This window comes from Streptomyces sp. NPDC059816 (genome assembly GCF_042732055.1).
GTDB lineage: Bacteria > Actinomycetota > Actinomycetes > Streptomycetales > Streptomycetaceae > Streptomyces.
This window is the reverse complement of record NZ_JBHWIQ010000001.1, coordinates 1-23,606: the sequence shown is the minus strand read 5'-3', so window position 1 is coordinate 23,606 and position 23,606 is coordinate 1. Positions and strand designations below refer to the sequence as shown.

Sequence of the window (23,606 nt, the reverse complement as noted above, 5' to 3'; positions counted from 1 at the left end):
GTGCCTCGACGGCACAGCACAGAAGTTACGGAGGAGTTGTCACGGCACTGTGCGGGCCAGCACGCGGCGGACGCACGGCTGTCCGTCGGTTGTGTAACAGATGTAGGCAAGCGGTAAGGGGCCCGGCGTTTGATGGGTGTTCGAGGCGGTTTGCCGAAGGGCACGGTGACACGGGGTGAGGCCGGCCGGGGCGTGACCGTGACATCACCGCCCCCGGCGGCCCCGTCGCGCCCGTCCACCGCCCTCCGAGGGGAGACCCCCGTGACACGACCGGTACGGCATCGGGACGGGGCACCGGCAACCGTTCCGGCGCCCTCGGGGCGACCCCGCCGGGCGGGCGGGACCCGTCAGACGTGCGGCAGCCGGTACAGGCCGCCGGGCAGCGGCTCCACCAGCCCGTCCGACACCAGCCCGTCCAGGGCCCGGGCCCGCTGCACCGGCTCGTCCCACACCCGGTTCAGCACCGCCTGCGGCACCGGGACCGTCGCCTCCCGCAACACCGCGAGCAGCTTGCCGCGCACCTGGCGGTCCGTCCCCGCGTACGTCTGGCCGCGCCGGGGCGGACCCTCGTGCGCCGGCTTGCCCGCCAGCCGCCAGGCACACAGCGACGCGATCGGGCAGCGTTCGCAGCGCTCGTTGCGGGCCGTGCACACCAGCGCACCCAGCTCCATCGACGCGGCGGCCCACCGCGCGGCGACCGCCTCGTCCTGCGGCAGCAGGGCACGGGCGAGCTTGCGCTCGGCGGCGGTCGTCGCGTTCGGCGGGTACTGGGTGCCGGCCACCGCACGCGCCAGCACCCGACGCACATTGGTGTCCAGCACGGCGTGCCGCTGCCCGTAGGCGAACGACGCCACCGCGGCGGCCGTGTACTCACCGATCCCCGGCAGCGCCAACAACTGGGCGTGCTCCGCGGGGACGTCACCGCCGTGCCGCTCCGCTATGGCGACGGCCGCACCGTGCAACCGGAGCGCCCGGCGCGGGTAGCCGAGCCGCCCCCACGCCCGGACCGCCTCACCGGAGGGCTCCTTCGCGAGGTCGGCGGGGCGCGGCCAGCGGGCCAGCCACTGTTCGTACACCGGCAGCACCCGGCTGACCGGTGTCTGCTGGAGCATGAACTCGCTGACCATCACGCCCCAGGGGCCCGCCTCGGGACGGCGCCACGGCAGGTCGCGCGCGTGGTCGTCGAACCAGGCGATCGCCGGGTCGTGCAGGGCGGGCAGCGCACGGAGCGGGCCCTCCGGGGAGGTACGGGGGTCGGGAGCGGTACGGGGCGTGGGCTTCGTCGGCACAGTCATGGCACCGCCGATCCTGCCACGGGCACCCGGGCACGGTCCGGGATATGCGGCCGAGCGGGGGCGGGTCGAGCCCCGGTCCCGCACCGGCCGCCGGGCTGCCCCGACCGGCCGGAACCGGGGCCGGTCAGGTGCGATGCGTCCCGCCGCCTCCCCGTCAGGGGCGTCGGAGGACGCTCGGAGCGGACCAGGACGAAAGGGGAGTGAGCGTGGACGCACAGGGTGACGTCCGGCCGACGAACGGCCGACGAACGGCCGACGGCGGGTGGCGTGGCGCTGTGGGCGGCCCGCTGCGCGCCCGTCCTGGCGGCCGGCCCCCTCGGCCTCAGCGAACCCCTGTGGTGTTCCCCTGGCGGTGCGGACGGCACTGGCGCCAGCGCCGGGCTTCGGGCTGCCCGGGCTGGGCGTCCGGGTCACCGCGCTCGCCGGGACCTTCACCGCGGGCCGCCACGGCACCGGCTTCCGCGCCCCCGCGGCGCTGCTACCGGACGGGCGGGGAGTTCCTCACGAGGGTCGAACACTTCAGGCTCTGCTTCGACCGGGACGGTGCCCTTCCTGCTGAAGTCCGGGGACCCGTACGAACTCCTCGCAGGGGTAAGGGCGGTGGCGGCCGGGGCGGCGTTCCTCTCGCCGAAGGTCGCCCGTCAAGGCGTACGCGAGCGCCGTCCTGGACCGACTGTCCGTCAGGAACCGCGTCCAGGCGGTGATCGTGGCGTACGAGGCGGGGCTCACCGACCACGGGTGACCCCGCGGGCGGCGGGCGCGGTCGCCAGCCGCAGTACGAGCGGCACCACCACCGCCCCAGCATCAGGCCGACCACCACGCCGCCACGAACAGTGCGACGAAGACGACGATCCCCGCCTCCGTGCCTATTTCCGCGGTGTGTTGGAGCCAGGAGGGGGAATCCCGGGCCGGCGAGGTGATGTCCAGGTACGGCTCTTCACCGAAATCCGTCATGGTCACGGACCGTACGGAACCGGCCCCGCCCGTCACACCCAGCGATCGTCAGGGCTCCCACCTGACGAAAGACAGGGTGTCGGGGCAAGGTGACGGTCCGTCTCCGGGATGATGATCCGGAAAAGTTGCCCCGAGGGCGGCGGGTGGGGCGGGAGAAGCCGCCGATCTCTCGTAGAGTTGCCGCCGTGGGATCTCTGCGCAATCCGGTCGGGCCGCTTCCCTCCAACATCTACTGGCGGCGGAGGGCGATTCTGCTGAGCCTGGCCGCCGTGCTGGCGTTGCTGATCATCTGGATGGTCAGTACCAGCGGTGGGGGCGGCAACGGGGACAAGACCAACGGCTCCGGCGACAAGAACCCCGTGGCGTCCATCACCCCCGGGCCCTCCGGCTCCGGCCCCGCGATCAGCGAGAAGCCGGGCGGACGGGACGAGTCCGGCTCCACCGCGTCCGGCGGCACCGGCGGCACGCAGTCCCCGGGCGCCACGGACGGCGGTGAGGGTTCCGGCGGCTCTTCCGGCTCCGGAGGCGACTCCTCCGGCAGTACGGGCGGCGCCGACGGCACGGAGGGCTCCGGAGACGGCGAGGGCACCGGCGGTACGGGGGGCGCGGGCTCCGGCCAGCGACTGCCGGCCGGGTCCAACCTGCCCAACTGCACGTCCACCGCGGTGAAGTTGACGCTGCGCAGCGACGAGAACACTTACACCCCCGGGCAGACCCCGAAGTTCCGGCTGATCGCGGAGAACTCCTCCGACGTCGACTGCAAGGTCGACCTCGGCGCCGAGCGGGCCGTGGTGACGATCACCCAGTCCGACGGCGACAAGGACGTCTGGGCCTCCGACCACTGCGCGAAGGGCTCGAAGAGCCTGCTGCTGCGGGTCCCCGCCAACGACTCCGCCACCCGCACCCTGGAGTGGAACCGCAAGCAGAGCGCCCCCGAGTGCGCCACGGCCCCCGCCGGCTCGGCGGCCCCCGGAACGTATCTGGTCGAGGCCGAGGCCCCCGGCCTCGCGACCGCGCGCACCTCGTTCGTCCTGCGCAAGGACTGAGTCGGCCGACGGGAGGAGCACGGGCCGCAGGGCCCGGGCCGGCCACCGCACCCACCGTTCGGCGGGTGCGGAGCGGGTCGTGGAGGTCACCGCGGATTGGCGCCTTCCCGCCATCCGGACGCCGGTCGGACGCCGGTCGAACACTGGGGTGAAACGCCCACATCGCCCGCGAAGCCGCGGACCACGGCGGCTCCGAGCACCCCCCCGTCCGGCATCCACCCCCGAGGGCGGGACACCGGATGCGTCATCGGCGGGCGGACGGTCAGACGTAGCGTTCCAGGATCGACGACTCCGCGAGCCGTGACAGCCCCTCGCGGACACTGCGGGCCCGTGCCTCACCGACCCCGTCGACGGCCTGGAGGTCGTCCACGCTCGCGGCCAACAGCTTCTGGAGCCCACCGAAGTGCTCCACCAGCCGGTCGATGATCGCGCCGGGCAGCCGCGGCACCTTCGCCAACAGCCGGAACCCGCGCGGCGACACCACCGTGTCCAGCGCCTCCGGCGAACCGGTGTAGCCCAACGCGCGGGCCACCGTGGGCAGTTCCAGCAGCTCCGCATGGGTCAACGCGTCCAGCTCGAACAGCGCCTCGTCCACCGTGCGGGACCGCTTCGCCGTGGGCTCGGGCACGTAGTCCCGCACCACCAGCTCCCGTTCCGGCTCGACGCCCGCGATCAACTCGTCCAGCTGGAGGGCGAGCAGTCGACCGTCCGTGCCCAGCTCCACCACGTACTCGGCGATCTCGGTGGCGATCCGGCGCACCATCTCCAGCCGCTGGGCGACCGCGCTCACGTCGCGGACCGTCACCAGGTCCTCGATCTCCAGCGCCGACAGGGTGCCCGCGACCTCGTCCAGCCGCAGCTTGTAGCGCTCCAGCGTCGCCAGCGCCTGGTTCGCCCGGGACAGGATCGCCGCCGAGTCCTCCAGCACCCGCCGCTGTCCGCCCACGTACAGGGCGATCAGCCGCATCGACTGCGACACCGACACCACCGGGTAGCCGACCTGCTTGCTGACCCGGTCCGCCGTGCGGTGCCGGGTACCGGTCTCCTCGGTCGGGATCGTCGGGTCCGGGACGAGCTGCACGCCCGCCCGGAGGATCTTGGTGATGTCCTTGTCGATGACGATGCCGCCGTCCAGCTTGCACAGCTCGCGCAAGCGCGTCGCCGTGAACTCGACGTCCAGCACGAAACCGCCGCTGCACATCGCCTCGACGTTCCGGTCGGACCCGAGGACGATCAGTCCGCCCGTGTTGCCGCGGAGGATGCGCTCCAGTCCGTCCCGCAGGGCCGTGCCCGGCGCCACCGCGCTCAGGGCGGCCCGCATCAGGCCGTCGCCGCTCGCGCCGGACTTTCCGGGAGCCGCTGCCCGGTCGTTGGCTGCCACTGCTCTCCTCCGGTCGCGGTTCTGGGGGCGCCCGGGTTCGTACGGACGGGCGAGACCGGGGCAAAGTCTACCGGCGGTGCTCGGACTCCTGCGGGGCCTCTCCCCTACGACTCCTCGGCAGCACCCGCAGGGCCTCCCCCATGTTCGCCACCTCGGTCACTTTCATGCCCGCCGGGACCTTCCCCGGATCGGCTGGTACGAGGGCGTGGGTGAAGCCGAGCCGGTGGGCCTCCGAGAGCCTGCGCTGCACCCCCGTCACCCGCCGGACCTCCCCGGCGAGCCCCACCTCCCCGATCGCCACCAGGTTCTTCGGCAGGGGGGTGTCGCTGGCCGCGCTGGCGAGCGCGAGCGCGATCGCGAGGTCGGCGGCCGGCTCCGACAGCCGCACCCCGCCGACCGTCGCCGAGTAGATGTCCCGCTTGCCCAGCGCACTGATCCGGCCCCGCTGCTCCAGCACCGCCAGCATCATGGACACCCGCGAGGTCTCCAGCCCCGAGGTGGTCCGGCGCGGGGAGGGGATCTGCGAGTCCACGGTGAGCGCCTGCACCTCCGCGACCAGCGGGCGGCGGCCCTCCAGGGTGACCGTCAGACAGGTGCCCGGAACTGGCTCGTCGCGCCGGGTCAGGAACAGGCCCGACGGGTCCGCCAGGCCGGTGATGCCCTCGTCGTGCAGTTCGAAGCAGCCCACCTCGTCGGTGGTGCCGTACCGGTTCTTCACCCCGCGCACCAGCCTCAGCCGGGCGTGCCGGTCGCCCTCGAACTGGAGGACCACGTCGACCAGGTGCTCCAGCAGCCGCGGGCCCGCGATGGCGCCGTCCTTGGTGACGTGCCCCACCAGCAGCGTCGACATCCCGCGCTCCTTGGACGCCCGGATCAGCGCCCCGGCGACCTCCCTGACCTGCGCCATCCCCCCGGGTGCGCCGTCGATCTCCGGGGAGGCCACCGTCTGCACCGAGTCGAGGATCAGCAGGGACGGCTTCACCGCGTCCAGATGGCCGAGGACCGCCGCCAGGTCCGTCTCGGCCGCGAGGTACAGGTGGTCGTCGATCGCGTGGATGCGGTCCGCCCGCAGCCGCACCTGACTCGCGGACTCCTCGCCGGTCACGTACAGCGTGCGGTGCTCCTCGCTGGCCGACTTCGCCGCGACGTCCAACAGCAACGTGGACTTGCCGACGCCCGGCTCACCCGCCAGCAGCACCACCGCGCCGGGCACCAGACCGCCGCCCAGCACCCGGTCCAACTCCGGTACGCCCGAGGAGCGCGCGGTGGCCTGCCGGCCGTCGACCTGCCCGATCGGCACGGCGGAGGTGGTGACCCGGCCGGGCGCCGTGGTGCGGACGGCGGGCGCGCCGTACTCCTCGACGGTGCCCCACGCCTGGCACTCGCCACAGCGGCCGAGCCACTTGGCCGTCTGCCAGCCGCACTCGGTGCAACGGTAGGACGGACGGTCCTTCGCGGTCTTCGTACGGGCAGCCATGGACCGAACCGTAGTCGCACCCACTGACAGGTCCCCTTTCGAGGGACCCCATCACCCGTACGGGTTAAATGCGCTCAAGGTGCGGGAGAGGCCGTGGACGGCCGCCTACGGTCGCACGCGTGACGAGCAGCAGGGCGGGCCACCCCGCCCGCACCACCGGAGCACACCGGGCACCGAGGTCCGCGCACCAGCGGGCCGGCTCCCGGAGGGGAGGCCCGGCCCCCCGCCCGTCCCCGCGCCACGAGCCGCACCTCGACGGGCTGTTCACGTACTGCCTCTCCGTGCTGTGCGACCACGACGCCGCGGCGGTCGCCCTCGCTCAGGTCCTCGTACTGGCCGAACGGCGGCGGGCCCGTGGACCCGCCGCCGAGGCGGAACGCAGGGCCTGGCTCTACGCCCTCGCGCGCTGGACGTGCCTGCGGCGCCTCGCGGAGGTGCGCAACGGCCCGCCGGCCGAGAAGAAGAAACGTCAAGGCAGCCGGATACCGGGCCGACACCGGGCCGCGCCCCCCACCGCGGACGCCCTCACCGCGGACGCCTCGACCACGGACACCACGACCGCAGCCGCCGCGACCACGACCGTGCCCGATCCGCCCCCGTCCGATCCGACCGGACCGGGTCCCGGACCGCGTCCCGGATCGGGTCCCGTGCCGGGCGCCGGGCCGGGGTCCACCGCGTCCGCCGGGGGCGCGGTCCGCGCGCGGCACCGCGAACTCGCCCTGCTCGCCTGGCCGGAGGCGGCCGGAACCACCCCCGAGCAGCGCGAAGCGCTCGAACTCGCCGTGCGCCACCAACTCACGGCCCACGAGGTCGCCGCCGTCCTCGGCCTCGACACCGGACGCACCCGGGACCTGCTCGCCTCCGCCGCCTGCGAGGTGGAGCGCACCCGGACCGCCCTCACCGTCGCGCGATCCGGCTCGTGCCCCGGCGCGTCCAGGCTCGCCGAGGACGATCGGGTCCTCCTCGATCCCGTGCGGCGCGGACAGCTGGTCCGCCACGTGGACGACTGTCCGCGCTGTCGCCGCGCCGCCGAACGCGCCCGGCCGGACGCCTGGCCCGGGACCAGCGTGACCCCCGCGGCGCTGCCGATACTGACGGCGCCCCGCCGTGAGGTCCGGGCGGCCATGGCGCACGCCCCGCGCGCCCGGCGCGGTGCGCCCCGCTTCGACCGCCGGGGGTTCCCGCTCGCCCCGCAGGAGCACACCGACCGTCGGGACCGGCTGCGGGCCCGCGCCGTCACCACCACCGTCGTCGCGACGGTGGTGGCCGCACCGGTGCTGGCCCTGTGGACCACCCGCGACCAGCCGCGGGGCAGCGACGGCGCCCCCACCACCGCCAGCGAGGTGGAGCGGATCGGCGGGACCGGCGCCGAACAGGCGCCCGACACCCCGTCCGACCGGGGCGACCCGGGCCCGGCCGGGAAGACGGCGGGCGCCGGCAACACCCCCACCACCGCGGACCCGCCCGGCAGCCCGGCCCGGGTCTCCGCCGAGGTCGTCACCCCGGAGGGGGCCGCTGCGGGCGCCGACCGGCTCGGGGTCGCCGTCCGCTCCCGGGGCGGCGCCACCACCCTCGTCCTCACCGCCCTCGGGGACGCCCCGGTGCACTGGTCCGCCACCGCGCACGCCCACTGGCTCCGGCTCTCCCGCACCACGGGAACCCTCGCTCCCGGTGGCACCGTCGTCCTCCGGGTCCACCTCGACCCGCGGGCCGAGCCGCCCGGCTCCTGGACGGCCCGGATCTCCCTGGACCCCACCGGTGCGTTCGTGGTCGTCCGGGGGCACGGCGCACTCCCGCGTCCACCCGCGTCCCAGGCACCGGGCCCAGCCGGTCCGACCGGCGGCTCCGGCACCTCCGGCAGTGGCCCGACCGCGCGGCCGAGCCCCTCGCCCACCGCCACGCACTCCTCGCCGCCCACCGACCCGGCAACGCCCGCACCCTCGGAACCCGGGACCGGGACGGGCGCGCCGGGCACGCCCGGCGGGACGGAGGGGACCGGCGGCGATCCGTCCGGCGGCACCGGGCAACCCCCACCGGACGACAACGGGCCCGAAGGCTGAGCGGAGCGACCTCAGCGCCCGGCGGGCCGGACCGGGTCGGCGGGGTGCGGCGCGAGCAGCGGCAGCCGCGAGGCGAGCCGCTGCTCGCACAGCTCGACCAGCCGGTCGTAGCCGTCCTTGCCCATCAGCTCCGTGAGCTCCGCCCGGTACGTCACGTACACCGGGTCGCCCGCACCGTGCGCGGAGGTCGCCGAGGTGCACCACCAGTGCAGGTCGTGGCCGCCCGAACCCCAGCCCCGGCGGTCGTACTCGCCGATCGACACCTGGAGGATGCGGGTGTCGTCGGGCCGGTCGATCCACTCGTACGTCCGCCGGACCGGCAGCTGCCAGCACACGTCCGGCTTGGTCTCCAGCGGCTCGCGCCCCTCCTTGAGGGCGAGGATGTGCAGCGAGCAGCCCGCGCCCCCCGCGAAACCGGGACGGTTCTGGAAGATGCAGGACCCCTTCCAGCGCCGCGTCTGCCGGTCCCCGTCCTCGTCCTCCTGGACCCAGCCGCCCCCGTCCTCGACCGCCCGGTTGCCGACCTCGTGGTGCTGCCACATCTCGGGGGTGAGCCGCGCCACGTGACCGGCGACCCGGACCTCGTCCTCCTCGTCGGAGAAGTGCGCGCCCAGGGTGCAGCAGCCGTCGTCCGCGCGCCCGGCCTCGATGCCCTGGCAGCCGCTGCCGAAGATGCAGGTCCAGCGGGAGGTCAACCAGGTCAGGTCACAGCGGAACACCTGTTCGTCGTCGGCCGGGTCGGGGAACTCGACCCAGGCCCGCGCGAAGTCGATGCCCTTCTCGTCGGGCACCGCGGCGCCACCGGACCGGCCGGCCACCGGCGGCGCGCCCTTGCCGCGCCCGCCCTTGCCGCCGCGCCCGGCCTTCGCCGCCTTGCCGGCAGTCCGGTCCTTGCCGGCGGTCGGGTCCTGGGCGGCGGTCGGGTCCTGGGCGGACGGACCGGTCGATTCCTCGCGCTTCGCCTTTTTCGTCTTTGGCACACATCAAGGGTATGCGTGCCGAGCGTCACGTGTGGCGGGCCGGTGCCTCCGCGAGCAGTAGCGTTGGCGCTCATGAGACTTGGTGTCCTGGATGTGGGCTCGAACACGGTTCATCTGCTGGTGATGGACGCGCACCCCGGTGCGCGCCCGCTGCCCGCGCACTCCCACAAGGCGGAGCTGCGGCTCGCCCAGCTCCTGGACGCCCAGGGCGCGATCGGCGCGGACGGCGTCGCCCGGCTGGTCTCCACGATCCACGAGTCGCTCCAGGCGGCCGAGGACAAGGGCGTCGAGGAGCTGCTGCCGTTCGCCACCTCCGCGGTCCGGGAGGCGAGCAACGCCGACGAGGTGCTGCGCCGGGTGCGCGAGGAGACCGGGGTCGAGCTCAAGGTCCTCACCGGCGAGGAGGAGGCCCGGCTGACGTTCCTGGCCGCCCGCCGCTGGTTCGGCTGGTCGGCCGGGAAGCTGCTGGTCCTCGACATCGGGGGCGGCTCCCTGGAGATCGGGTACGGCATAGACGAGGAACCCGACGCTGCCGCCTCGCTGCCGCTGGGCGCCGGGCGGCTCACCGCCGGGTGGCTGCCCGACGACCCCGTCGACCCGGCGGACGTGCGGTCCCTGCGCCGGCACGTGCGGGCGCAGATCGCCCGGACGGTCGGGGAGTTCACCCGCCTCGGGGGCGCCGACCACGCGGTCGCCACCTCGAAGACGTTCAAGCAGCTCGCCCGGATCGCGGGCGCCGCGCGCGGCGCCGAGGGGGAGTACGTGCAGCGGGAGCTGCGGCGCAGCTCGCTGGAGGGCTGGGTGCCGAAGCTGGCCGCGATGACCTCCGCGGAGCGGGCCGGGCTGCCGGGCGTCTCCGAGAACCGGGCGGGGCAGCTGCTCGCGGGCGCGCTGGTCGCCGAGGCGGCACTGGACCTGTTCGGTCTGGAGACGGTCGAGATCTGCCCCTGGGCCCTGCGCGAGGGCGTCATCCTGCGTCACCTCGACCACCTGACGAGCTCCCGGACGCCGAGCCACCCGACCGCGGAGCTGCCCTGACGGTGCCGCGCACCCGGCGGCGGGCCCGGAACCCCGAGGGCGCCCCGGACGGTTCCGGACCCCCGTACGCTGTGCTCGTGGCAGAACAGAAGGCGCGCGTTTTGGACGCGAAGGTCGCCCTGTCGACGGCCTCGGTCTATCCGGAGTCGACGGCGACGGCCTTCGAGGTCGCCGCGCGCCTCGGCTACGACGGCGTCGAGGTCATGGTGTGGAACGACCCGGTCAGCCAGGACGTGGAGGCGCTGCGCCGGCTGTCGGACCACTACGGGGTGCCCGTCCTCGCGGTGCACGCGCCCTGTCTGCTGATCACCCAGCGGGTGTGGTCCACCGACCCGTGGACCAAGCTCCAGCGGGCCAGGGCCGCCGCCGAGCGCCTCGGCGCCGCGACCGTCGTGGTGCACCCGCCCTTCCGCTGGCAGCGCCAGTACGCCCGTGACTTCGTCCGGGGCGTGCAGCGGATGGCCGACGAGACGGACGTCCGGTTCGCCGTGGAGAACATGTACCCCTGGCGCTACCGCGACCGCGAGGCGCTCGCCTACGCCCCCGACTGGGACGTCACCAAGGAGGACTACCCGCACTTCACGCTGGACCTCAGCCACGCGGCGACCTCCCGTTCCGACGCCCTGGTGATGGCCGACCGGATGGGCGGGCGGCTGGGGCACGTGCACCTCGCCGACAGCTTCGGCTCCGCCAAGGACGAACACCTGGTGCCCGGCCGCGGTGACCAGCCGTGCGCCGCGTTCCTGGAGCGCCTGACGAGCAGCGGCTTCGACGGCCATGTGGTCGTCGAGGTCAACACGCGGCGTGCGATGTCCAGCGCCGAACGCGAGGCCGACCTCGCCGAGGCGCTGGCCTTCGCCCGCCGCCACCTCGCCCGCGTCCCGGACCCCGGCGCCGTGGACCCCGGTGCCCCGGCCCCGCACCGGGGGGTGCACCGCCCGTGACCTCCGCCACCCCGCGCCGTCGGGGCCGCCCCTCCCGCGGTGAGGCCGCGCACGGCCCGGACACCCGGGAACTGATCCTGCGCACGGCCCGCGAAGAGTTCTCGGCCCGCGGCTACGACAAGACGTCCGTACGCCAGATCGCCAAGGCCGCCGGGGTCGACCCGGCGCTGGTGCACCACTACTTCGGTACGAAGGACGAGGTCTTCGCCGCGGCCATCGAGGTCTCCCTGGAGCCGGCGGTGACGGTCGCCTCGGTGCTCGGCGCGGGCAGCGAGGGCATCGGCGAGCGGCTGGCCCGGCACTTCCTCGGCATCTGGGAGAACCCGACGACCCGGGCCCCGATGCTCGCGGTGGTCCGCTCCGCCCTCACCCACGAGGCCGCCGCCAAGGTCCTGCGGAGTTTCGTGCTGCGGCAGCTGCTGGAGCGCATCGCCCGGGAACTCGACGTGCCCGATCCACGGTTCCGCGCAGAGCTGGCCGCCTCGCACATGATCGGCATCGCGATCCTGCGGTACGTGATCCAGGTGGAGCCGATGGCGAGCGCCGACCCGGAGGAGATCGTGACGATGGTCGCGCCCACCCTCCAGCGCTACCTGACCGAGCCCGCACCACCGGTGCCGCCCGCGACCGCCGGGACGGACCCGGGCGGCCTGGACCCCGGCCTGGACCCCGGGGCGGACCCGACCGGTACGGGACCCACGTCCCGCACGTGACACACTTTCCGTACCGGACCCTTCCGTACGGAACCACCCTTCCGCACCGGACGCCCGCCCGGCGGCACGGACCGTGCGCCCGGGAGCACACCCCGCCCCGTACGCACCCCGGCGCACGATCCGGCGCGGACCGCGCAGCCGCCCACCCGTTGCGGCGCCCGTAGCCCCGTACACGCAGGTGAGAGGCCGTACCGACGATCGGTTCGGTGCTGGCCGGCTCGTTCGACCTCCGAGATATCCGTCTCACATTCCGGAAACTCCTGTCCGGATCTTGGAGGGCCGGCGTAGGCTCGGCACAGCCATACCTGCCTTGACCGGCCCCGCGCAGCCGCGCGCGGAGCCACCCAGAAGGAGCGAGCGACGATGCCCGAGCTGAGGTCCCGCACTGTCACCCACGGCCGCAACATGGCAGGTGCCCGCGCCCTGATGCGCGCCTCCGGGGTAGCCAGCGAGGACATCGGCAAGCCGATCATCGCGGTCGCCAACTCCTTCACCGAGTTCGTCCCCGGCCACACCCACCTCCAGCCCGTGGGTCGGATCGTCAGCGAGGCGATCAAGGCCGCCGGGGCCGTCCCGCGCGAGTTCAACACCATCGCCGTGGACGACGGCATCGCCATGGGCCACGGCGGCATGCTCTACTCGCTGCCCTCCCGCGACCTGATCGCCGACAGCGTCGAGTACATGGTGGAGGCCCACTGCGCCGACGCCCTCATCTGCATCTCCAACTGCGACAAGATCACCCCCGGCATGCTGATGGCGGCGCTCCGCCTCAACATCCCCACGATCTTCGTCTCCGGCGGCCCCATGGAGGCCGGCCAGGCCACCCTGGTCGACGGCACGGTCCGCAAGCTCGACCTGGTCAACGCCATCGCCGACGCCGTCGACGAGAGCATCTCCGACGAGGACATCCTCCGCATCGAGGAGAACGCCTGCCCCACCTGCGGCTCGTGTTCCGGCATGTTCACCGCCAACTCGATGAACTGCCTCACCGAGGCGATCGGGCTCTCCCTGCCCGGCAACGGCTCCGTCCTCGCCACCCACACCGCCCGCCGCGCCCTCTACGAGCGCGCCGGCGCCACGGTGGTCGAGCTGGCCCGCCGCTACTACGAGCAGGACGACGACTCGGTCCTGCCCCGCAACATCGCCACCCACGCCGCGTTCGAGAACGCCATGGCGCTCGACATCGCGATGGGCGGCTCCACCAACACGATCCTCCACCTGCTGGCCGCCGCCCAGGAGGCCGAGCTGGAATACGGCCTCGCCGACATGGACGCCGTCTCCCGCCGGGTCCCCTGCCTGGCCAAGATCGCCCCGAACGTCGCGCCCACCACCACGTACTACATGGAGGACGTGCACCGCGCCGGCGGCATCCCCGCGATCCTCGGCGAGCTGTACCGGGGCGGACTCCTCAACGAGGACGTCCACACCGTGCACTCCCCGTCCATCAAGCAGTGGCTCGACGACTGGGACGTCCGCAGCGGCAGCGCCTCCGATGAGGCCGTCGAACTCTGGCACGCGGCCCCCGGCTGCCGGCGCTCCGCCGAGGCGTTCTCCCAGTCCGAACGCTGGGACACCCTGGACACCGACGCCGCCCACGGCTGCATCCGCGACGTCGAGCACGCCTACTCCCAGGACGGCGGCCTCGCCGTCCTGAAGGGCAACCTCGCCGTCGACGGCTGCGTCGTGAAGACCGCGGGCGTGGACGAGTCCATCTGGACGTTCGAGGGCCCGGCCGTGGTCTGCGAGTCCCAGGACGAGGCCGTCGACAAGATCCTCCGCAAGGAGATCAAGGCCGGCGACGTCGTCGTCATCCGCTACGAGGGCCCCCGTGGCGGCCCCGGCATGCAGGAGATGCTCTACCCGACCTCGTTCCTGAAGGGCCGCGGCCTGGGCAAGGTGTGCGCCCTGGTCACCGACGGCCGCTTCTCCGGCGGCACCTCAGGCCTGTCCATCGGCCACGCCTCCCCCGAGGCGGCCTCCGGCGGCACGATCGCCCTGGTCCAAGACGGCGACCGCATCCGCATCGACATCCCGAACCGCGGGATCGACCTCCTGGTGGACGAGGACACGCTCGCCGAACGGCGCGAAGCACTCGGTGGCGTGTACGAGCCGAAGCAGCGCGAGCGCAAGGTCTCGGCCGCGCTGCGCGCCTACGCGGCGATGGCGACCAGCGCCGACAAGGGCGCCGTGCGCGATGTGAGCAAGCTGGGCTGAACCGCCGGGCCGTCCGGCGGGGCGCACGCTGCGTCTCCCGGGCGTCACGGGAATCCCCCGAAAATCCCGGGAGACTTACGCCCCTCACGGTGCAACTACGCACCCGTGAGGGGCGTCTTCTTATGTGTCCCACATGGGTGGGCACCAGTCAGGGGGAGGGATCACCGGTACGTGCGGCCCTGCCGTGCGTGGCCGGAACCACCCGTCACGCTCCTCGGGGGAGGAACACATGAGCGAAAAGATCACGACACTCGGCGCCGGTCCCGATCAGGTGGACGGCGACACCGTCGCCGCCCAGGCCGCGAGGGCCACCACCTATCTCGTGGTGGCCACGGTGAACGCGCGCAGCGGCCCCGGCCTCTCGTACCCGGTGGTGGTCCAGATCGCGGGCGGCACCCGGGTCTCGATCACCTGCCAGAAGCGCGGCACCACGATCACCGGGCCCCTCGGCACCACCAACATCTGGGACAAGATCGGCAACGGACGCTACGTGTCCGACGCCTACGTCCAGACGGGCAACGACGGCTTCGTCCGTCCGGAATGCCCCTGACCCGGTCCGACCACTGACGGTGCCCCTGCCGCGGAGCGTGGCTCCGCGGCAGGGGCACCGCCCGTTGCGCACCGCCTCACGGAATCCGGGGCGGCTGCGCCAGATCGAAGGCCGACAGGGTGTTGTCTGCGGCAGCCGCCACCAGCACCCGACCCACCAGGGTGAGCCGGGGGCTCGAACCGGTGAACCCGCCCGGGCTCTGGGCGTGCGGGGCCGTCGACCACAGCTCGGCACCCTTCCGCGCGTCCAGCGCGGTGACCCGGCCGGTCGCCGACCCCACGTACAGCACCCCGTCCGCGGCGAGCGGGGTCGAGGCCCACTCCGCGGCGGTCCGCGTGTGCCACTTGCGCCGTCCCGTTCCCGGGTCGACCGCGCTCACCTCCCCGGTGGGCGAGGTGAAGTAGAGCGTGCCGTCCGCGAAGCCCGGCACCGCACCCCCGTACCCGCGGAGCCGATCGGCCTCCCGGCGACCGGTGGCCATGTCCAGCCGGACCACCTGCGAGAAGCCCGTCTCCGCAGCACCCGCCGCCTCCCGCACCAGCAGCAGCCTGCCGCCGCCGAGCGCGCCCACCGGCCGCAACGCGCCGTCCGCGGTGACCGCCCGCCCCAGCGCGCCGCCCTTCGGGTCCAGGGTGTGGAACCCCACCTCGGCCGGGCGGCCCAGCGTGACCTGCGTCGACGGGGCGCACATCGCGTACGCCTTCCCGCCCGCCGGGAAGGGCGCGCACCACGAACCGCTGGGCAGCGGAGTCGTCCAGGACAGCCGTCCGTCGCGCGCCGAACGCGCCTCGAACCGGGTGGACCCCGGGTCCACCGTCAGCACGGTGGACCCGGTCAGCACCGCGTGCTGCGGCTCCCGCAGCAGGTACGTGGCCTTGGTGCCGACCCGGGTCCGCCACAGCTCCTCGCCGCTCGCCGCGTCGAGCGCGACCACCTCGGTGCGTTCGGAGCCCGCCTTGGGCAGGTGGTAACCGAGGACGGTACGGCCCGCGAGGCCCTTGCCGGAGCCCCCGGTCACCCCGATCAGGTGCAGTCCCTGCATGGGGACGCCCGGATACGTCTTGCGCCACAGCACCCTGCCGTCGGAGGCGCGCAGCCGGGCGGCCACCACGCCGCCGCCCCCGCAGAACAGGTCGTCCCCGTCGGCCGTCGCACAGCGCAGTTCGTCACCGAGCTGCTGTCCTCCGCGCACGGTCTTGCGCCACGGTGCGAACCCGGCGGGCAGCGGCGCCGCACTCCCGCTGAACCCCTGACCCCGGGCCGGCGCCTCGCGCCCCCCGCCCGCCTCCGGTCGGTCCCCGCCGCCCGATCCGAGCACCGCCACCCCGGCGACGACCACCGCGGCGGCCAGTGCGGTGACGACGCCCGCGCCCAGGAACCGGCGGCGCTTGCGGGGCGCCCGCCGCCGACCGGAACCGGAGGCGGCACCGGGACCGGAAACGTCATCGCCCGGGCCCGAACCCGGTGCCGCACCCGGGGCGCCGTCGGCGACGGACCCGAGGTCCCATCCGTCCGGCGGACCGGGAACGTCCGCCCGCCGGGTCCCCGGCAAGGTCTTCAACTCCGCCATCGGCGCGGACGACGACCCCAGGTCCTCGGGGAGCCCGCGCAACGCCACCAACAACTCGTGGGCGGACGGCCGCCCCTTCGCCACCTTGGTCAGGCACGGCTCCACCACCTCCCGCAGCACCGCGGGCACCGCACTCAGATCGGGCGGCTCGTGCACCACCTGGTACGCGGTCATGTACGGGCTGTCCGCGTCGAAGGGGCCCTGCCCGGTCGCGGCGAACACCAGGAGCGTCGCCAGCGAGAACACGTCGGACTCGGGCCCGACCGCCCGCGGCGTCTGCAACTGTTCCGGCGACATGAAGGGCGGGGTCCCTATCACCCGCCCGGTCATCGTGAGGGTCTGGTTGCCCGACGCGCGGGAGATGCCGAAGTCGATGACCCGCGGCCCGTCGGGGGAGAGGACCACGTTCGACGGCTTCAGGTCCCGGTGGATCACTCCCGCCCGGTGGATCTCGCGCAGCGCCTCGGCCAGCCCGATGGCGAGCGTGCGCAGTTCGGGGCCGAACAGCGTCCCCTCGTCGGCGATCCGCTGGGCGAGCGTGGGACCGGAGATGTACGCGGTCGCCATCCAGGGCCGCAGCGCCTCCGGGTCGGCGTCCACGACGGCCGCCGTGAACACTCCGCTCACCCGACGGGCCGCGGACACCTCCTGGCGGAAGCGGATGCGGAACTCCTCGTCACCTGCGAAGTGTTGGTGAATGAGTTTGATCGCGACCGGACGGCCCGATGCGGTACGGGCCAGGAAGACGGTGCCCATGCCTCCGGAACCGAGGCGCGCCTCCACCGGGTAGCCGCCGATCTCCTCAGGGTCCCCGCCCCGGAGCTGCACGACTCCCACCTCATCCGTCCACGGCCAACAGATCCCACCACCAGTGAACAAAGTAGCGGGTCGCCGGGTCCGTACGGGTGACGGCACGGTGGCCACGCAGCATTTCCCCACCCATACCCACCAGTAGCCTCCCCCTCCGCGCAGTTCCCCGCGCCCCTTCGGTACGTTCCCCTCGACCTGCGTGGTTCTGCGCGGTGCGCTGGGGGTGCGCAGTTCCCCGCGCCCCTTGGTGCGTCCAGCCCGGGGTGCGCTGTTCGGTCGGCGTCCGACCCGGTGTCGCGCAGTTCCCCGCGCCCCTATCGGGGCCCACCCTGCCGACGGCACGAAACAGCACACGCGCAGCGGGTCGCACCCGATAGGGGGCGCGGGGAACTGCGCAAAGCCGCAGCGCACGGCACGGGACACCGCACGCGCAGCGGGTCGCACCCGATAGGGGGCGCGGGGAACTGCGCAAAACCACAACGCACCGCACGGGACACCGCACGCGCAGCGCACCGCACGGGATACTCACCCCGTGAGCGAGCCCCCGACACCACCCGCGGGCCCCCAGCCCGCCACCCTCCCCTTCTTCGGCACCGCCTGGCTGCACCACGACCAGCACTACGCGGCCCGCCGCATCACCGCGACCACCGCCGCCCTCGCCGCCACAGCAGCCGGCGCCCTCGTCCTGCGCTTCGCCTACGAAGGAATGGCCGCCGCACGAGTGGGCCCCTTCGTGAACGTGACGGTCATCCTGATGTTCACGGTCTGCTCGGCGCTCGCCTTCCGCCGCACCTGGGACGGCTTCACCCAGGCCCCGCCCCGGGCCGCCGACCCCTCCGCGGGACGCGGCGTGCGGACCATCGGATTCCTCGGCGGCCTGCTGGCGTACTTCCTGCGCTCCCTCACCGAGGCCCCCGGCGAAAGGCGACTGCGCGCGCAGTACGAGGCGCAGCGCGCCCAGTACGAACGCCGCACCGCACGCCGGGCGGGCCATCCGGCCAAGCGCCGGCGCACCTGAGCACCTCCAAGCCGGCCGTAGCGCTTGACGGGCGCCACCGCCAGGAGCACTATTCATCACATGATGAATAAAAGCGGGAAGGAGCTCCCCGCCGTCCGCGCAGAATCCCTCCGGGTCGTCCGGGGCACCCGCACCGTTCTGCACGACCTCACCTTCACCGTCCCCCGCGGCCAGATCACCGGCCTCCTCGGCCCCTCGGGCTGCGGCAAGTCCACCCTGATGCGGGCCGTCGTCGGCACCCAGGCCAAGGTCACCGGCACCCTCGACGTCCTGGGCCACCCCGCCGGCGCCCCACCACTGCGCCCCCGCGTCGGCTACGTCACCCAGGCCCCGTCCGTCTACGACGACCTGAGCGTCCGCCAGAACCTCGACTACTTCGCAGCCGTCCTCGACCCCGCCCCCTCCTCGGCCGAACGCCGCCGCCAACACGTCGCCCGCGCCCTCGCCGACGTCGCCCTCACCTCGCACGCCGACGACCTCGCAGGCCGGCTCTCCGGCGGCCAACGCAGCCGGGTCTCGCTCGCCGTGGCCCTCCTCGGCACCCCGGAGCTGCTCGTCCTCGACGAACCGACCGTCGGCCTCGACCCCGTGCTCCGCCGCGACCTGTGGGACCTCTTCCACCGACTCGCCACCGAACGCCGCGTCACGATCCTGGTCTCCTCCCACGTGATGGACGAGGCCGAACGCTGCCACCGCCTCCTCCTCATGCGCGACGGCCACCTCCTCGCCGACGACACCCCCGCGGCCCTGCGCCAGCAGACCGGCACTGACTCCGCCGAAGCCGCCTTCCTCGCCCTGGTCGACCCCGCCGTCCCGGCCCCCGCCCCCTGACCCGGCCCCGCCACCCACGGAGAGTGAGCCCCGTGAACATCCACCGCACGCGCGCCACCGCAGCCCGCGTCCTGCGCCAACTCCGCCACGACCGCCGGTCGATCGCCCTGATGCTGCTGGTGCCCTGCCTGATGCTGTTCCTGCTCCGCTACGTCTTCGACGCCAGCCCCCGCACCTTCGACTCCATCGGAGCCGCACTCCTGGGCATCTTCCCGCTGATCACCATGTTCCTGGTGACCTCCATCGCGACCCTGCGCGAGCGCACCTCCGGCACCCTCGAACGGCTCCTCGCGATGCCCATGGCCAAGGCCGACCTCATCGCGGGTTACGCCCTCGCCTTCGGCGCCGTCGCCGTCGTGCAGTCCGCCCTCGCCACCGGTCTCGCCCTGTGGGTCCTGGGGCTCGACGTGGTCGGCTCCGCCTGGCTGTTGCTGCTCGTCGCGCTCCTCGACGCCCTGCTCGGCACCGCGCTCGGCCTGTTCGTCTCGGCGTTCGCGGCGTCCGAGTTCCAGGCCGTCCAGTTCATGCCGGCCGTGATCTTCCCCCAGCTCCTGCTGTGCGGACTGTTCGCCCCCCGCACGGAGATGCAACCCGTCCTGGAGGCCGTCTCCCAGGTGCTCCCCATGTCCTACGCGGTCGACGGCATGAACGAGGTCCTGAGGCACCCTGAGGTCACCGACGCCTTCGTCCGGGACGTCGGCGTCGTCGCCGGATGCGCCCTCCTCGTCCTCGCCCTCGGCGCGGCGACCCTCCGCCGCCGCACCGACTGACGGACCACCCGCCGACCTCCTCGACACGGCCCGCCGCACCCCCTCTGCGAGGATGACCGGCAACGAACGACCCTGCGGAAGGCCCCGTCATGCCCCAGAAAGTCGCAGTCCTCGGCACCGGAAAGATCGGCGAGGCCCTGCTCAGCGGCGTCATCCGGTCCGGCTGGCCGCCCGCCGACCTCCTCGTCACGGCCCGCCGCCCGGAACGCGCCGAAGAACTCCGGACCCGTTACGGAGTCACCCCCGTCAGCAACCAGGAGGCCGCCAAGAGCGCCGACACCCTGATCCTGACGGTGAAGCCCCAGGACATGGGCGCCCTCCTCGAAGAACTCGCCCCCCACCTGCCCGCGGACCGGCTGGTGATCAGCGGCGCCGCGGGCATCCCGACCACCTTCTTCGAGGAGCGCCTCCCCGAGGGCACCCCCGTGGTCCGCGTCATGACGAACACCCCCGCCCTGGTGGACGAGGCGATGTCCGTGATCTCTGCCGGCACCCACGCCACCGCGCAGCACCTCGCGCACACCGAGGAGATCTTCGGCGCGGTGGGCAAGACGCTCCGCGTCCCCGAGAGCCAGCAGGACGCGGCCACGGCCCTCTCCGGCTCCGGACCCGCGTACTTCTACTACCTGGTCGAGGCGATGACCGATGCGGGCATCCTCCTCGGGCTGCCCCGCGACAAGGCCCACGACCTGATCGTGCAGGCCGCGATCGGCGCCGCCGTGATGCTCCGCGACAGCGGCGAACACCCCGTCAAGCTCCGCGAGAACGTCACCTCACCCGCCGGTACGACGATCAACGCCATCCGCGAGCTGGAGAACCACGGAGTGCGCGCCGCCCTGATCGCCGCCCTCGAAGCGGCCCGCGACCGCAGCCGCGAACTCGCCTCCGGCACCAGCACCTGATCACCGAGCACCCCTGAACAGCAGGTCCCGCCCCGGGTCACCCCCCCCGACCGGCCGACCGTCGCCCCCGGGCCCCCACGAGACGGCCCACCACCCCGGCGCCCCCACGAGTCGGCGCCGCGACGGCGGCCGACCACCACCCCGTCAGCCGACCCCGTCACCGGCCACCCGCGCCCCGGCCCCCGCGGCACCACCCGCACCCTGCGTGTCACCCGGAGCCCCGGCCCCGCCCGGGCTCCCGCGCAGACCCGGCACCAGGGCCACCGTCACCACCACCGACGCCGAGGCCAACACCCCCATCGCGACGGCCGGCGAAGTCCACTCGGCCAGGGCCCCCGCGAGCCCCGCGCACACACCCTGCGCCGTCATCATCCCCGCCCCGTGCAGTCCCAGAGCCTGCCCGCTCATCGTCTCCGGGGTCAGCGCCATCAGCCGCTCCTGCAACAACAGCGTCGCCGCGAAGCCCACGGACGCCACCAGCACCGCCACCAAGGCCACCGCGAACGGCGGCCCGAACAGGAACACCGCGTACGGCACCGCCAGCAACAACCGCAACGGCAGGTCGATCCGCGTCCGCCACCGGGGCGGCACCCACCGCCCGGTCACCGCGTCCCCCACGAACATCCCCAGCGCCGCGCACGCGAACAGCCACCCCGCACGGCCCGGGTCGTACGGGACGAACAACGCCTCGCACCCCACGACCAACCCGTTCGGCAGCCACAGCGCGAGGTACGTGCACCGGCGGGCCCGCGACGACCACAGGAACCGGTTCGTCCGCCACGTCTCGGCCACCGAAGCCCGCCCCGCCACCCGCGGCGCCCGCGCCCGCAACCCGCACCGCGCCACCACCGCCGACCCCAGGTACAGCACCGCCCCCAACAGCAACGTCCCGCGCGGCGACAGCACCGTCACCAACACCCCGCCCGCCGCGAAACCGACGACCTGCGCCAGCCCGGTGACCATGTTCAGCACCGACCGCCCCAGCAGGAACCCGTCCCGCGCGAGGATCTCGTTCAACAACCCGTACCGCACCCCGCCGCCCAGCGCCGCAGCCGTCCCCAACCCCGACAGCACCACGAACACCGCCCACACCGGCATCCCCGGCACGGCCTGCACCGCCGTCCCCACCCCGAACAGCGCGGCCACCCCCACCAACGCGCCCCGCGGCGGCACCCGGTCCGCCGCCGACATCAGGAACACGGCCCCCACCACCTGCGCCAACGACGCCCCGAACATGCTCAGCGCCGCCAGCAACGGGGAGCCCGTCGCCCCGTAGACCAGCACCCCCAACGCCAGCCCGCTCACCGTCGCCGCCGCCGTGTTCAAGGTGGTGCTCCAGAACAAGGGCGCGAACTCCGGCGCCCCGAACAACTCCCGATAGGTCCGCATCCCCGGAGTCTGGGCAGCCCCTCCCCGCAACCCTTACTCTTTCGCACCCGGGCGAAACGACACCCTCGAACCGAGCACCGCGCGACCGAGGAGCAAGCACCCATGGGCTGGTGGCACGTCACCACGGACACCCTGGCCGCGAGCCGTTTCGTGGTCTCCCCGCTCAGCGAGACCACCGCCGCGCTGATGAGCCTGGAACGCGGCACCGCCACGCACCCCGGCGACCGCGCCTGGCTCGCCGCCCACCGCCCCGCCTACCGGTCCCGCCTCGCCGCCGACCCCGTCACCGCCCATCTGGTCCGGGCCGCCCTCGGCCGCTACTGGCTCGCCGACTTCCTCACCCCCGCCCCGACCGGCGAACACACCCCGACCGACGAGGCGACGAGCACCTTCGAGACCGAACTGGACGACGTCCGCAGCGCAAACCCCGTAGCGGCCCGCGCCCACCTCACCCGCTCCATCCCCGGCCCCCTGCCCCCCACCCTCGACCGCCCCGACCTGCCCGAACGCACCGCCGACCTGCTGCACTGGGTCTGGACCCGAACCGTCCTCCCCACCTGGCCGCATCGCCGCGGCGTCCTCGAAGCCGACGTCATCGCCCGCCTCCAACAGCTCACCCGGGGCGGCTGGGCCACCGCGCTGAACGGTCTGCGTCCCGGAATGCGCTGGCTCGGCGCCGGCCGCCTCCAGATCAACGTGTACGAGTACCCGCCCCGCGACCTCACCGGGACCCAGCTCCTCTTCGTCCCCGTCACCACCGACCACGGCTGGGTCTCCTGGAGCGACCGCACCCACGCCGTCACCTATCCCTGCACCGGCTCGCTCCTCACGCCGTCCCACCCCGGCGGCGACGGAACCGCTCCCGTACCCGCCGCCCTGGTCCGCCTCCTGGGCCCGGTACGTGCCCACGTCCTCACCCTGCTCGACACCCCCAAGAGCACCACGCACCTGGTCGCCCTGACCGGCCAGGCCCTCGGCACCGTGGGTCGCCACCTCAAGGTGCTCCTCGACGCCCGCCTCCTGGAACGCCGCCGGGCGGGCCGCTCGGTCCTCTACTACCGGACCCCCCTCGCCGACGCCCTGGTCGACGTCCAGACCGACGGCAGCAGCTCCCCTCCCCGGATTTGACACTCCTCGACCCCGTACGTAATGTTCTCCGAGCTGTCCGACGTGAGCGTCGACTCCGGTCGGTCCCCGGACAGCCATTCCGTCTCAACCCATCAAGTAGCGATGATCCGTCATCGGTCTCTTCGCATGTGTTTTTCGGAATGAGGAATCCGCGTTCGATAAGAGCGCAGTCCCGATTAGCGGGACGGCAAGGAGTCCGCTAAAGTCTCACTCGTCGGAACGGCCCAACAGCCGCAAAGACAAACCCCGCTGACTGGGGGTCAGGCCCTGAAAGAGTCTGATAGAGTCAGAATCGCCGGAAAGGAAAACGCCGAAAAGCGTTCTCCCGGAAAGCACCGAGGAAATCGGATCGGAAAGATCTGATAGAGTCGGAAACACCGAAGGGAAGCGCCCGGAGGAAAGCCTCAGCCGAATGGCTGGAGTGAGTACAAAGGAAGCGTCCGTTCCTTGAGAACTCAACAGCGTGCCAAAAGTCAACGCCAGATATGTTGATACCCCGTCACTGGACCGTACGGTTTGGTGATGAGGTTCCTTTG

20 protein-coding genes and 1 pseudogene are annotated in these 23,606 nt (G+C 73.4%); 13 read left to right on the top strand and 8 right to left on the bottom strand.

Features of this window, described 5'->3' with window-relative positions; translation table 11 throughout:
• Positions 1-347: 347 nt before the first annotated feature.
• Positions 348-1,295 carry an A/G-specific adenine glycosylase gene (locus ACFV88_RS00105; RefSeq protein WP_385484055.1) on the bottom strand — a complete coding sequence of 316 codons (948 nt, stop codon included), beginning with the start codon at positions 1,293-1,295 and terminating at the stop codon, positions 348-350.
• A gap of 267 nt (positions 1,296-1,562) precedes the next feature.
• On the opposite strand from ACFV88_RS00105, the pseudogene ACFV88_RS00100 reads away from it, so the two are divergent.
• A pseudogene (locus tag ACFV88_RS00100) lies at positions 1,563-2,037 on the top strand (hypothetical protein).
• Between the two features lie 62 nt (positions 2,038-2,099).
• Here ACFV88_RS00100 and ACFV88_RS00095 read toward each other — a convergent pair.
• On the bottom strand, positions 2,100-2,249 hold the full coding sequence (locus ACFV88_RS00095; RefSeq protein ID WP_385484052.1) for a hypothetical protein: 150 nt from the start codon (positions 2,247-2,249) through the stop codon (positions 2,100-2,102).
• A gap of 185 nt (positions 2,250-2,434) precedes the next feature.
• Here ACFV88_RS00095 and ACFV88_RS00090 point away from each other — a divergent pair, with 185 nt between their 5' ends.
• Positions 2,435-3,295, top strand: coding sequence for a hypothetical protein (locus ACFV88_RS00090; RefSeq protein ID WP_385484049.1), 861 nt, complete (start codon positions 2,435-2,437; stop codon positions 3,293-3,295).
• 262 nt (positions 3,296-3,557) lie between these two features.
• Here the strand turns inward: ACFV88_RS00090 and disA are convergent, their stop codons facing one another.
• Together disA and radA are read right to left on the bottom strand one after the other, a co-directional pair.
• A complete protein-coding gene (gene disA / locus ACFV88_RS00085) occupies positions 3,558-4,616 on the bottom strand; it encodes a DNA integrity scanning diadenylate cyclase DisA (RefSeq protein ID WP_385485142.1) in 1,059 nt (352 codons plus the stop codon).
• A gap of 127 nt (positions 4,617-4,743) precedes the next feature.
• A complete protein-coding gene (radA, locus tag ACFV88_RS00080; protein WP_385484046.1) occupies positions 4,744-6,153 on the bottom strand; it encodes a DNA repair protein RadA in 1,410 nt (469 codons plus the stop codon).
• Between the two features lie 119 nt (positions 6,154-6,272).
• Here radA and ACFV88_RS00075 point away from each other — a divergent pair, with 119 nt between their 5' ends.
• On the top strand, positions 6,273-8,213 hold the full coding sequence (locus ACFV88_RS00075) for a hypothetical protein (RefSeq protein WP_385484043.1): 1,941 nt from the start codon (positions 6,273-6,275) through the stop codon (positions 8,211-8,213).
• A gap of 11 nt (positions 8,214-8,224) precedes the next feature.
• On the opposite strand, the gene ACFV88_RS00070 is transcribed toward ACFV88_RS00075, so the two are convergent.
• Positions 8,225-9,193 carry a hypothetical protein gene (locus ACFV88_RS00070; protein ID WP_385484040.1) on the bottom strand — a complete coding sequence of 323 codons (969 nt, stop codon included), beginning with the start codon at positions 9,191-9,193 and terminating at the stop codon, positions 8,225-8,227.
• A gap of 72 nt (positions 9,194-9,265) precedes the next feature.
• Here ACFV88_RS00070 and ACFV88_RS00065 point away from each other — a divergent pair, with 72 nt between their 5' ends.
• The 5 genes from ACFV88_RS00065 to ACFV88_RS00045 all read left to right on the top strand — a co-directional run bounded on the left by ACFV88_RS00065 (position 9,266) and on the right by ACFV88_RS00045 (position 14,652).
• Complete coding sequence (locus tag ACFV88_RS00065; RefSeq protein WP_385484038.1) at positions 9,266-10,231, top strand: Ppx/GppA family phosphatase; 966 nt, start codon at positions 9,266-9,268, stop codon at positions 10,229-10,231.
• A gap of 77 nt (positions 10,232-10,308) precedes the next feature.
• Positions 10,309-11,175: a sugar phosphate isomerase/epimerase family protein gene (locus ACFV88_RS00060; protein ID WP_385484036.1), complete on the top strand. Its 867-nt coding sequence runs from the start codon at positions 10,309-10,311 to the stop codon at positions 11,173-11,175.
• Entirely contained in the window at positions 11,172-11,888 is a 717-nt protein-coding gene (locus ACFV88_RS00055; protein ID WP_385484034.1) for a TetR family transcriptional regulator, read from the top strand. Before ACFV88_RS00060 ends, ACFV88_RS00055 begins: the two co-directional genes overlap by 4 nt.
• 363 nt (positions 11,889-12,251) lie before the next feature.
• A complete protein-coding gene (ilvD, locus tag ACFV88_RS00050; RefSeq protein ID WP_385484032.1) occupies positions 12,252-14,102 on the top strand; it encodes a dihydroxy-acid dehydratase in 1,851 nt (616 codons plus the stop codon).
• Positions 14,103-14,331: 229 nt separating this feature from the next.
• On the top strand, positions 14,332-14,652 hold the full coding sequence (locus ACFV88_RS00045; protein WP_385484030.1) for an SH3 domain-containing protein: 321 nt from the start codon (positions 14,332-14,334) through the stop codon (positions 14,650-14,652).
• A gap of 76 nt (positions 14,653-14,728) precedes the next feature.
• On the opposite strand, the gene ACFV88_RS00040 is transcribed toward ACFV88_RS00045, so the two are convergent.
• Positions 14,729-17,050, bottom strand: a complete 2,322-nt coding sequence (locus ACFV88_RS00040; RefSeq protein ID WP_385484028.1) for a PQQ-binding-like beta-propeller repeat protein — start codon at positions 17,048-17,050, stop codon at positions 14,729-14,731.
• A gap of 514 nt (positions 17,051-17,564) precedes the next feature.
• Between ACFV88_RS00040 and ACFV88_RS00035 the strand changes: the two genes are divergently transcribed.
• From ACFV88_RS00035 to proC, 4 genes are all read left to right on the top strand, one after another.
• Positions 17,565-18,050, top strand: coding sequence for an EamA/RhaT family transporter (locus ACFV88_RS00035; RefSeq protein WP_385484025.1), 486 nt, complete (start codon positions 17,565-17,567; stop codon positions 18,048-18,050).
• Positions 18,051-18,110: 60 nt separating this feature from the next.
• Positions 18,111-18,881, top strand: a complete 771-nt coding sequence (locus tag ACFV88_RS00030; protein ID WP_385484022.1) for an ABC transporter ATP-binding protein — start codon at positions 18,111-18,113, stop codon at positions 18,879-18,881.
• 32 nt (positions 18,882-18,913) lie between these two features.
• Positions 18,914-19,651, top strand: a complete 738-nt coding sequence (locus ACFV88_RS00025; protein ID WP_385484019.1) for an ABC transporter permease — start codon at positions 18,914-18,916, stop codon at positions 19,649-19,651.
• Positions 19,652-19,740: 89 nt separating this feature from the next.
• The gene (proC, locus tag ACFV88_RS00020) at positions 19,741-20,553 is read left to right on the top strand and encodes a pyrroline-5-carboxylate reductase (protein WP_385484016.1); all 813 of its coding nucleotides are present in this window, start codon (positions 19,741-19,743) and stop codon (positions 20,551-20,553) included.
• A gap of 144 nt (positions 20,554-20,697) precedes the next feature.
• Here the strand turns inward: proC and ACFV88_RS00015 are convergent, their stop codons facing one another.
• The gene (locus tag ACFV88_RS00015; RefSeq protein WP_385484013.1) at positions 20,698-21,942 is read right to left on the bottom strand and encodes an MFS transporter; all 1,245 of its coding nucleotides are present in this window, start codon (positions 21,940-21,942) and stop codon (positions 20,698-20,700) included.
• A 102-nt stretch (positions 21,943-22,044) separates the two neighbouring features.
• Between ACFV88_RS00015 and ACFV88_RS00010 the strand changes: the two genes are divergently transcribed.
• Positions 22,045-23,070: a transcriptional regulator gene (locus tag ACFV88_RS00010; protein WP_385484011.1), complete on the top strand. Its 1,026-nt coding sequence runs from the start codon at positions 22,045-22,047 to the stop codon at positions 23,068-23,070.
• 207 nt (positions 23,071-23,277) lie between these two features.
• Here the strand turns inward: ACFV88_RS00010 and ACFV88_RS00005 are convergent.
• A partial coding sequence (locus ACFV88_RS00005; protein ID WP_385484009.1) for a hypothetical protein occupies positions 23,278-23,606 on the bottom strand: 329 nt, incomplete at its 5' end.

What these genes read in the sequence shown, in the direction of transcription:
- ACFV88_RS00045 (WP_385484030.1), top strand. Translation starts at nt 14,332, where the DNA reads ATGAGCGAAAAGATCACGACACTCGGCGCCGGTCCCGATCAGGTGGAC.
- ACFV88_RS00030 (WP_385484022.1), top strand. Translation starts at nt 18,111, where the DNA reads ATGATGAATAAAAGCGGGAAGGAGCTCCCCGCCGTCCGCGCAGAATCC.
- ilvD (WP_385484032.1), top strand. Translation starts at nt 12,252, where the DNA reads ATGCCCGAGCTGAGGTCCCGCACTGTCACCCACGGCCGCAACATGGCA.
- ACFV88_RS00095 (WP_385484052.1), bottom strand. Translation starts at nt 2,249, where the DNA reads ATGACGGATTTCGGTGAAGAGCCGTACCTGGACATCACCTCGCCGGCC.
- radA (WP_385484046.1), bottom strand. Translation starts at nt 6,153, where the DNA reads ATGGCTGCCCGTACGAAGACCGCGAAGGACCGTCCGTCCTACCGTTGC.
- disA (WP_385485142.1), bottom strand. Translation starts at nt 4,616, where the DNA reads ATGCGGGCCGCCCTGAGCGCGGTGGCGCCGGGCACGGCCCTGCGGGAC.
- ACFV88_RS00105 (WP_385484055.1), bottom strand. Translation starts at nt 1,295, where the DNA reads ATGACTGTGCCGACGAAGCCCACGCCCCGTACCGCTCCCGACCCCCGT.
- ACFV88_RS00065 (WP_385484038.1), top strand. Translation starts at nt 9,266, where the DNA reads ATGAGACTTGGTGTCCTGGATGTGGGCTCGAACACGGTTCATCTGCTG.
- ACFV88_RS00015 (WP_385484013.1), bottom strand. Translation starts at nt 21,942, where the DNA reads ATGCGGACCTATCGGGAGTTGTTCGGGGCGCCGGAGTTCGCGCCCTTG.
- ACFV88_RS00010 (WP_385484011.1), top strand. Translation starts at nt 22,045, where the DNA reads ATGGGCTGGTGGCACGTCACCACGGACACCCTGGCCGCGAGCCGTTTC.
- proC (WP_385484016.1), top strand. Translation starts at nt 19,741, where the DNA reads ATGCCCCAGAAAGTCGCAGTCCTCGGCACCGGAAAGATCGGCGAGGCC.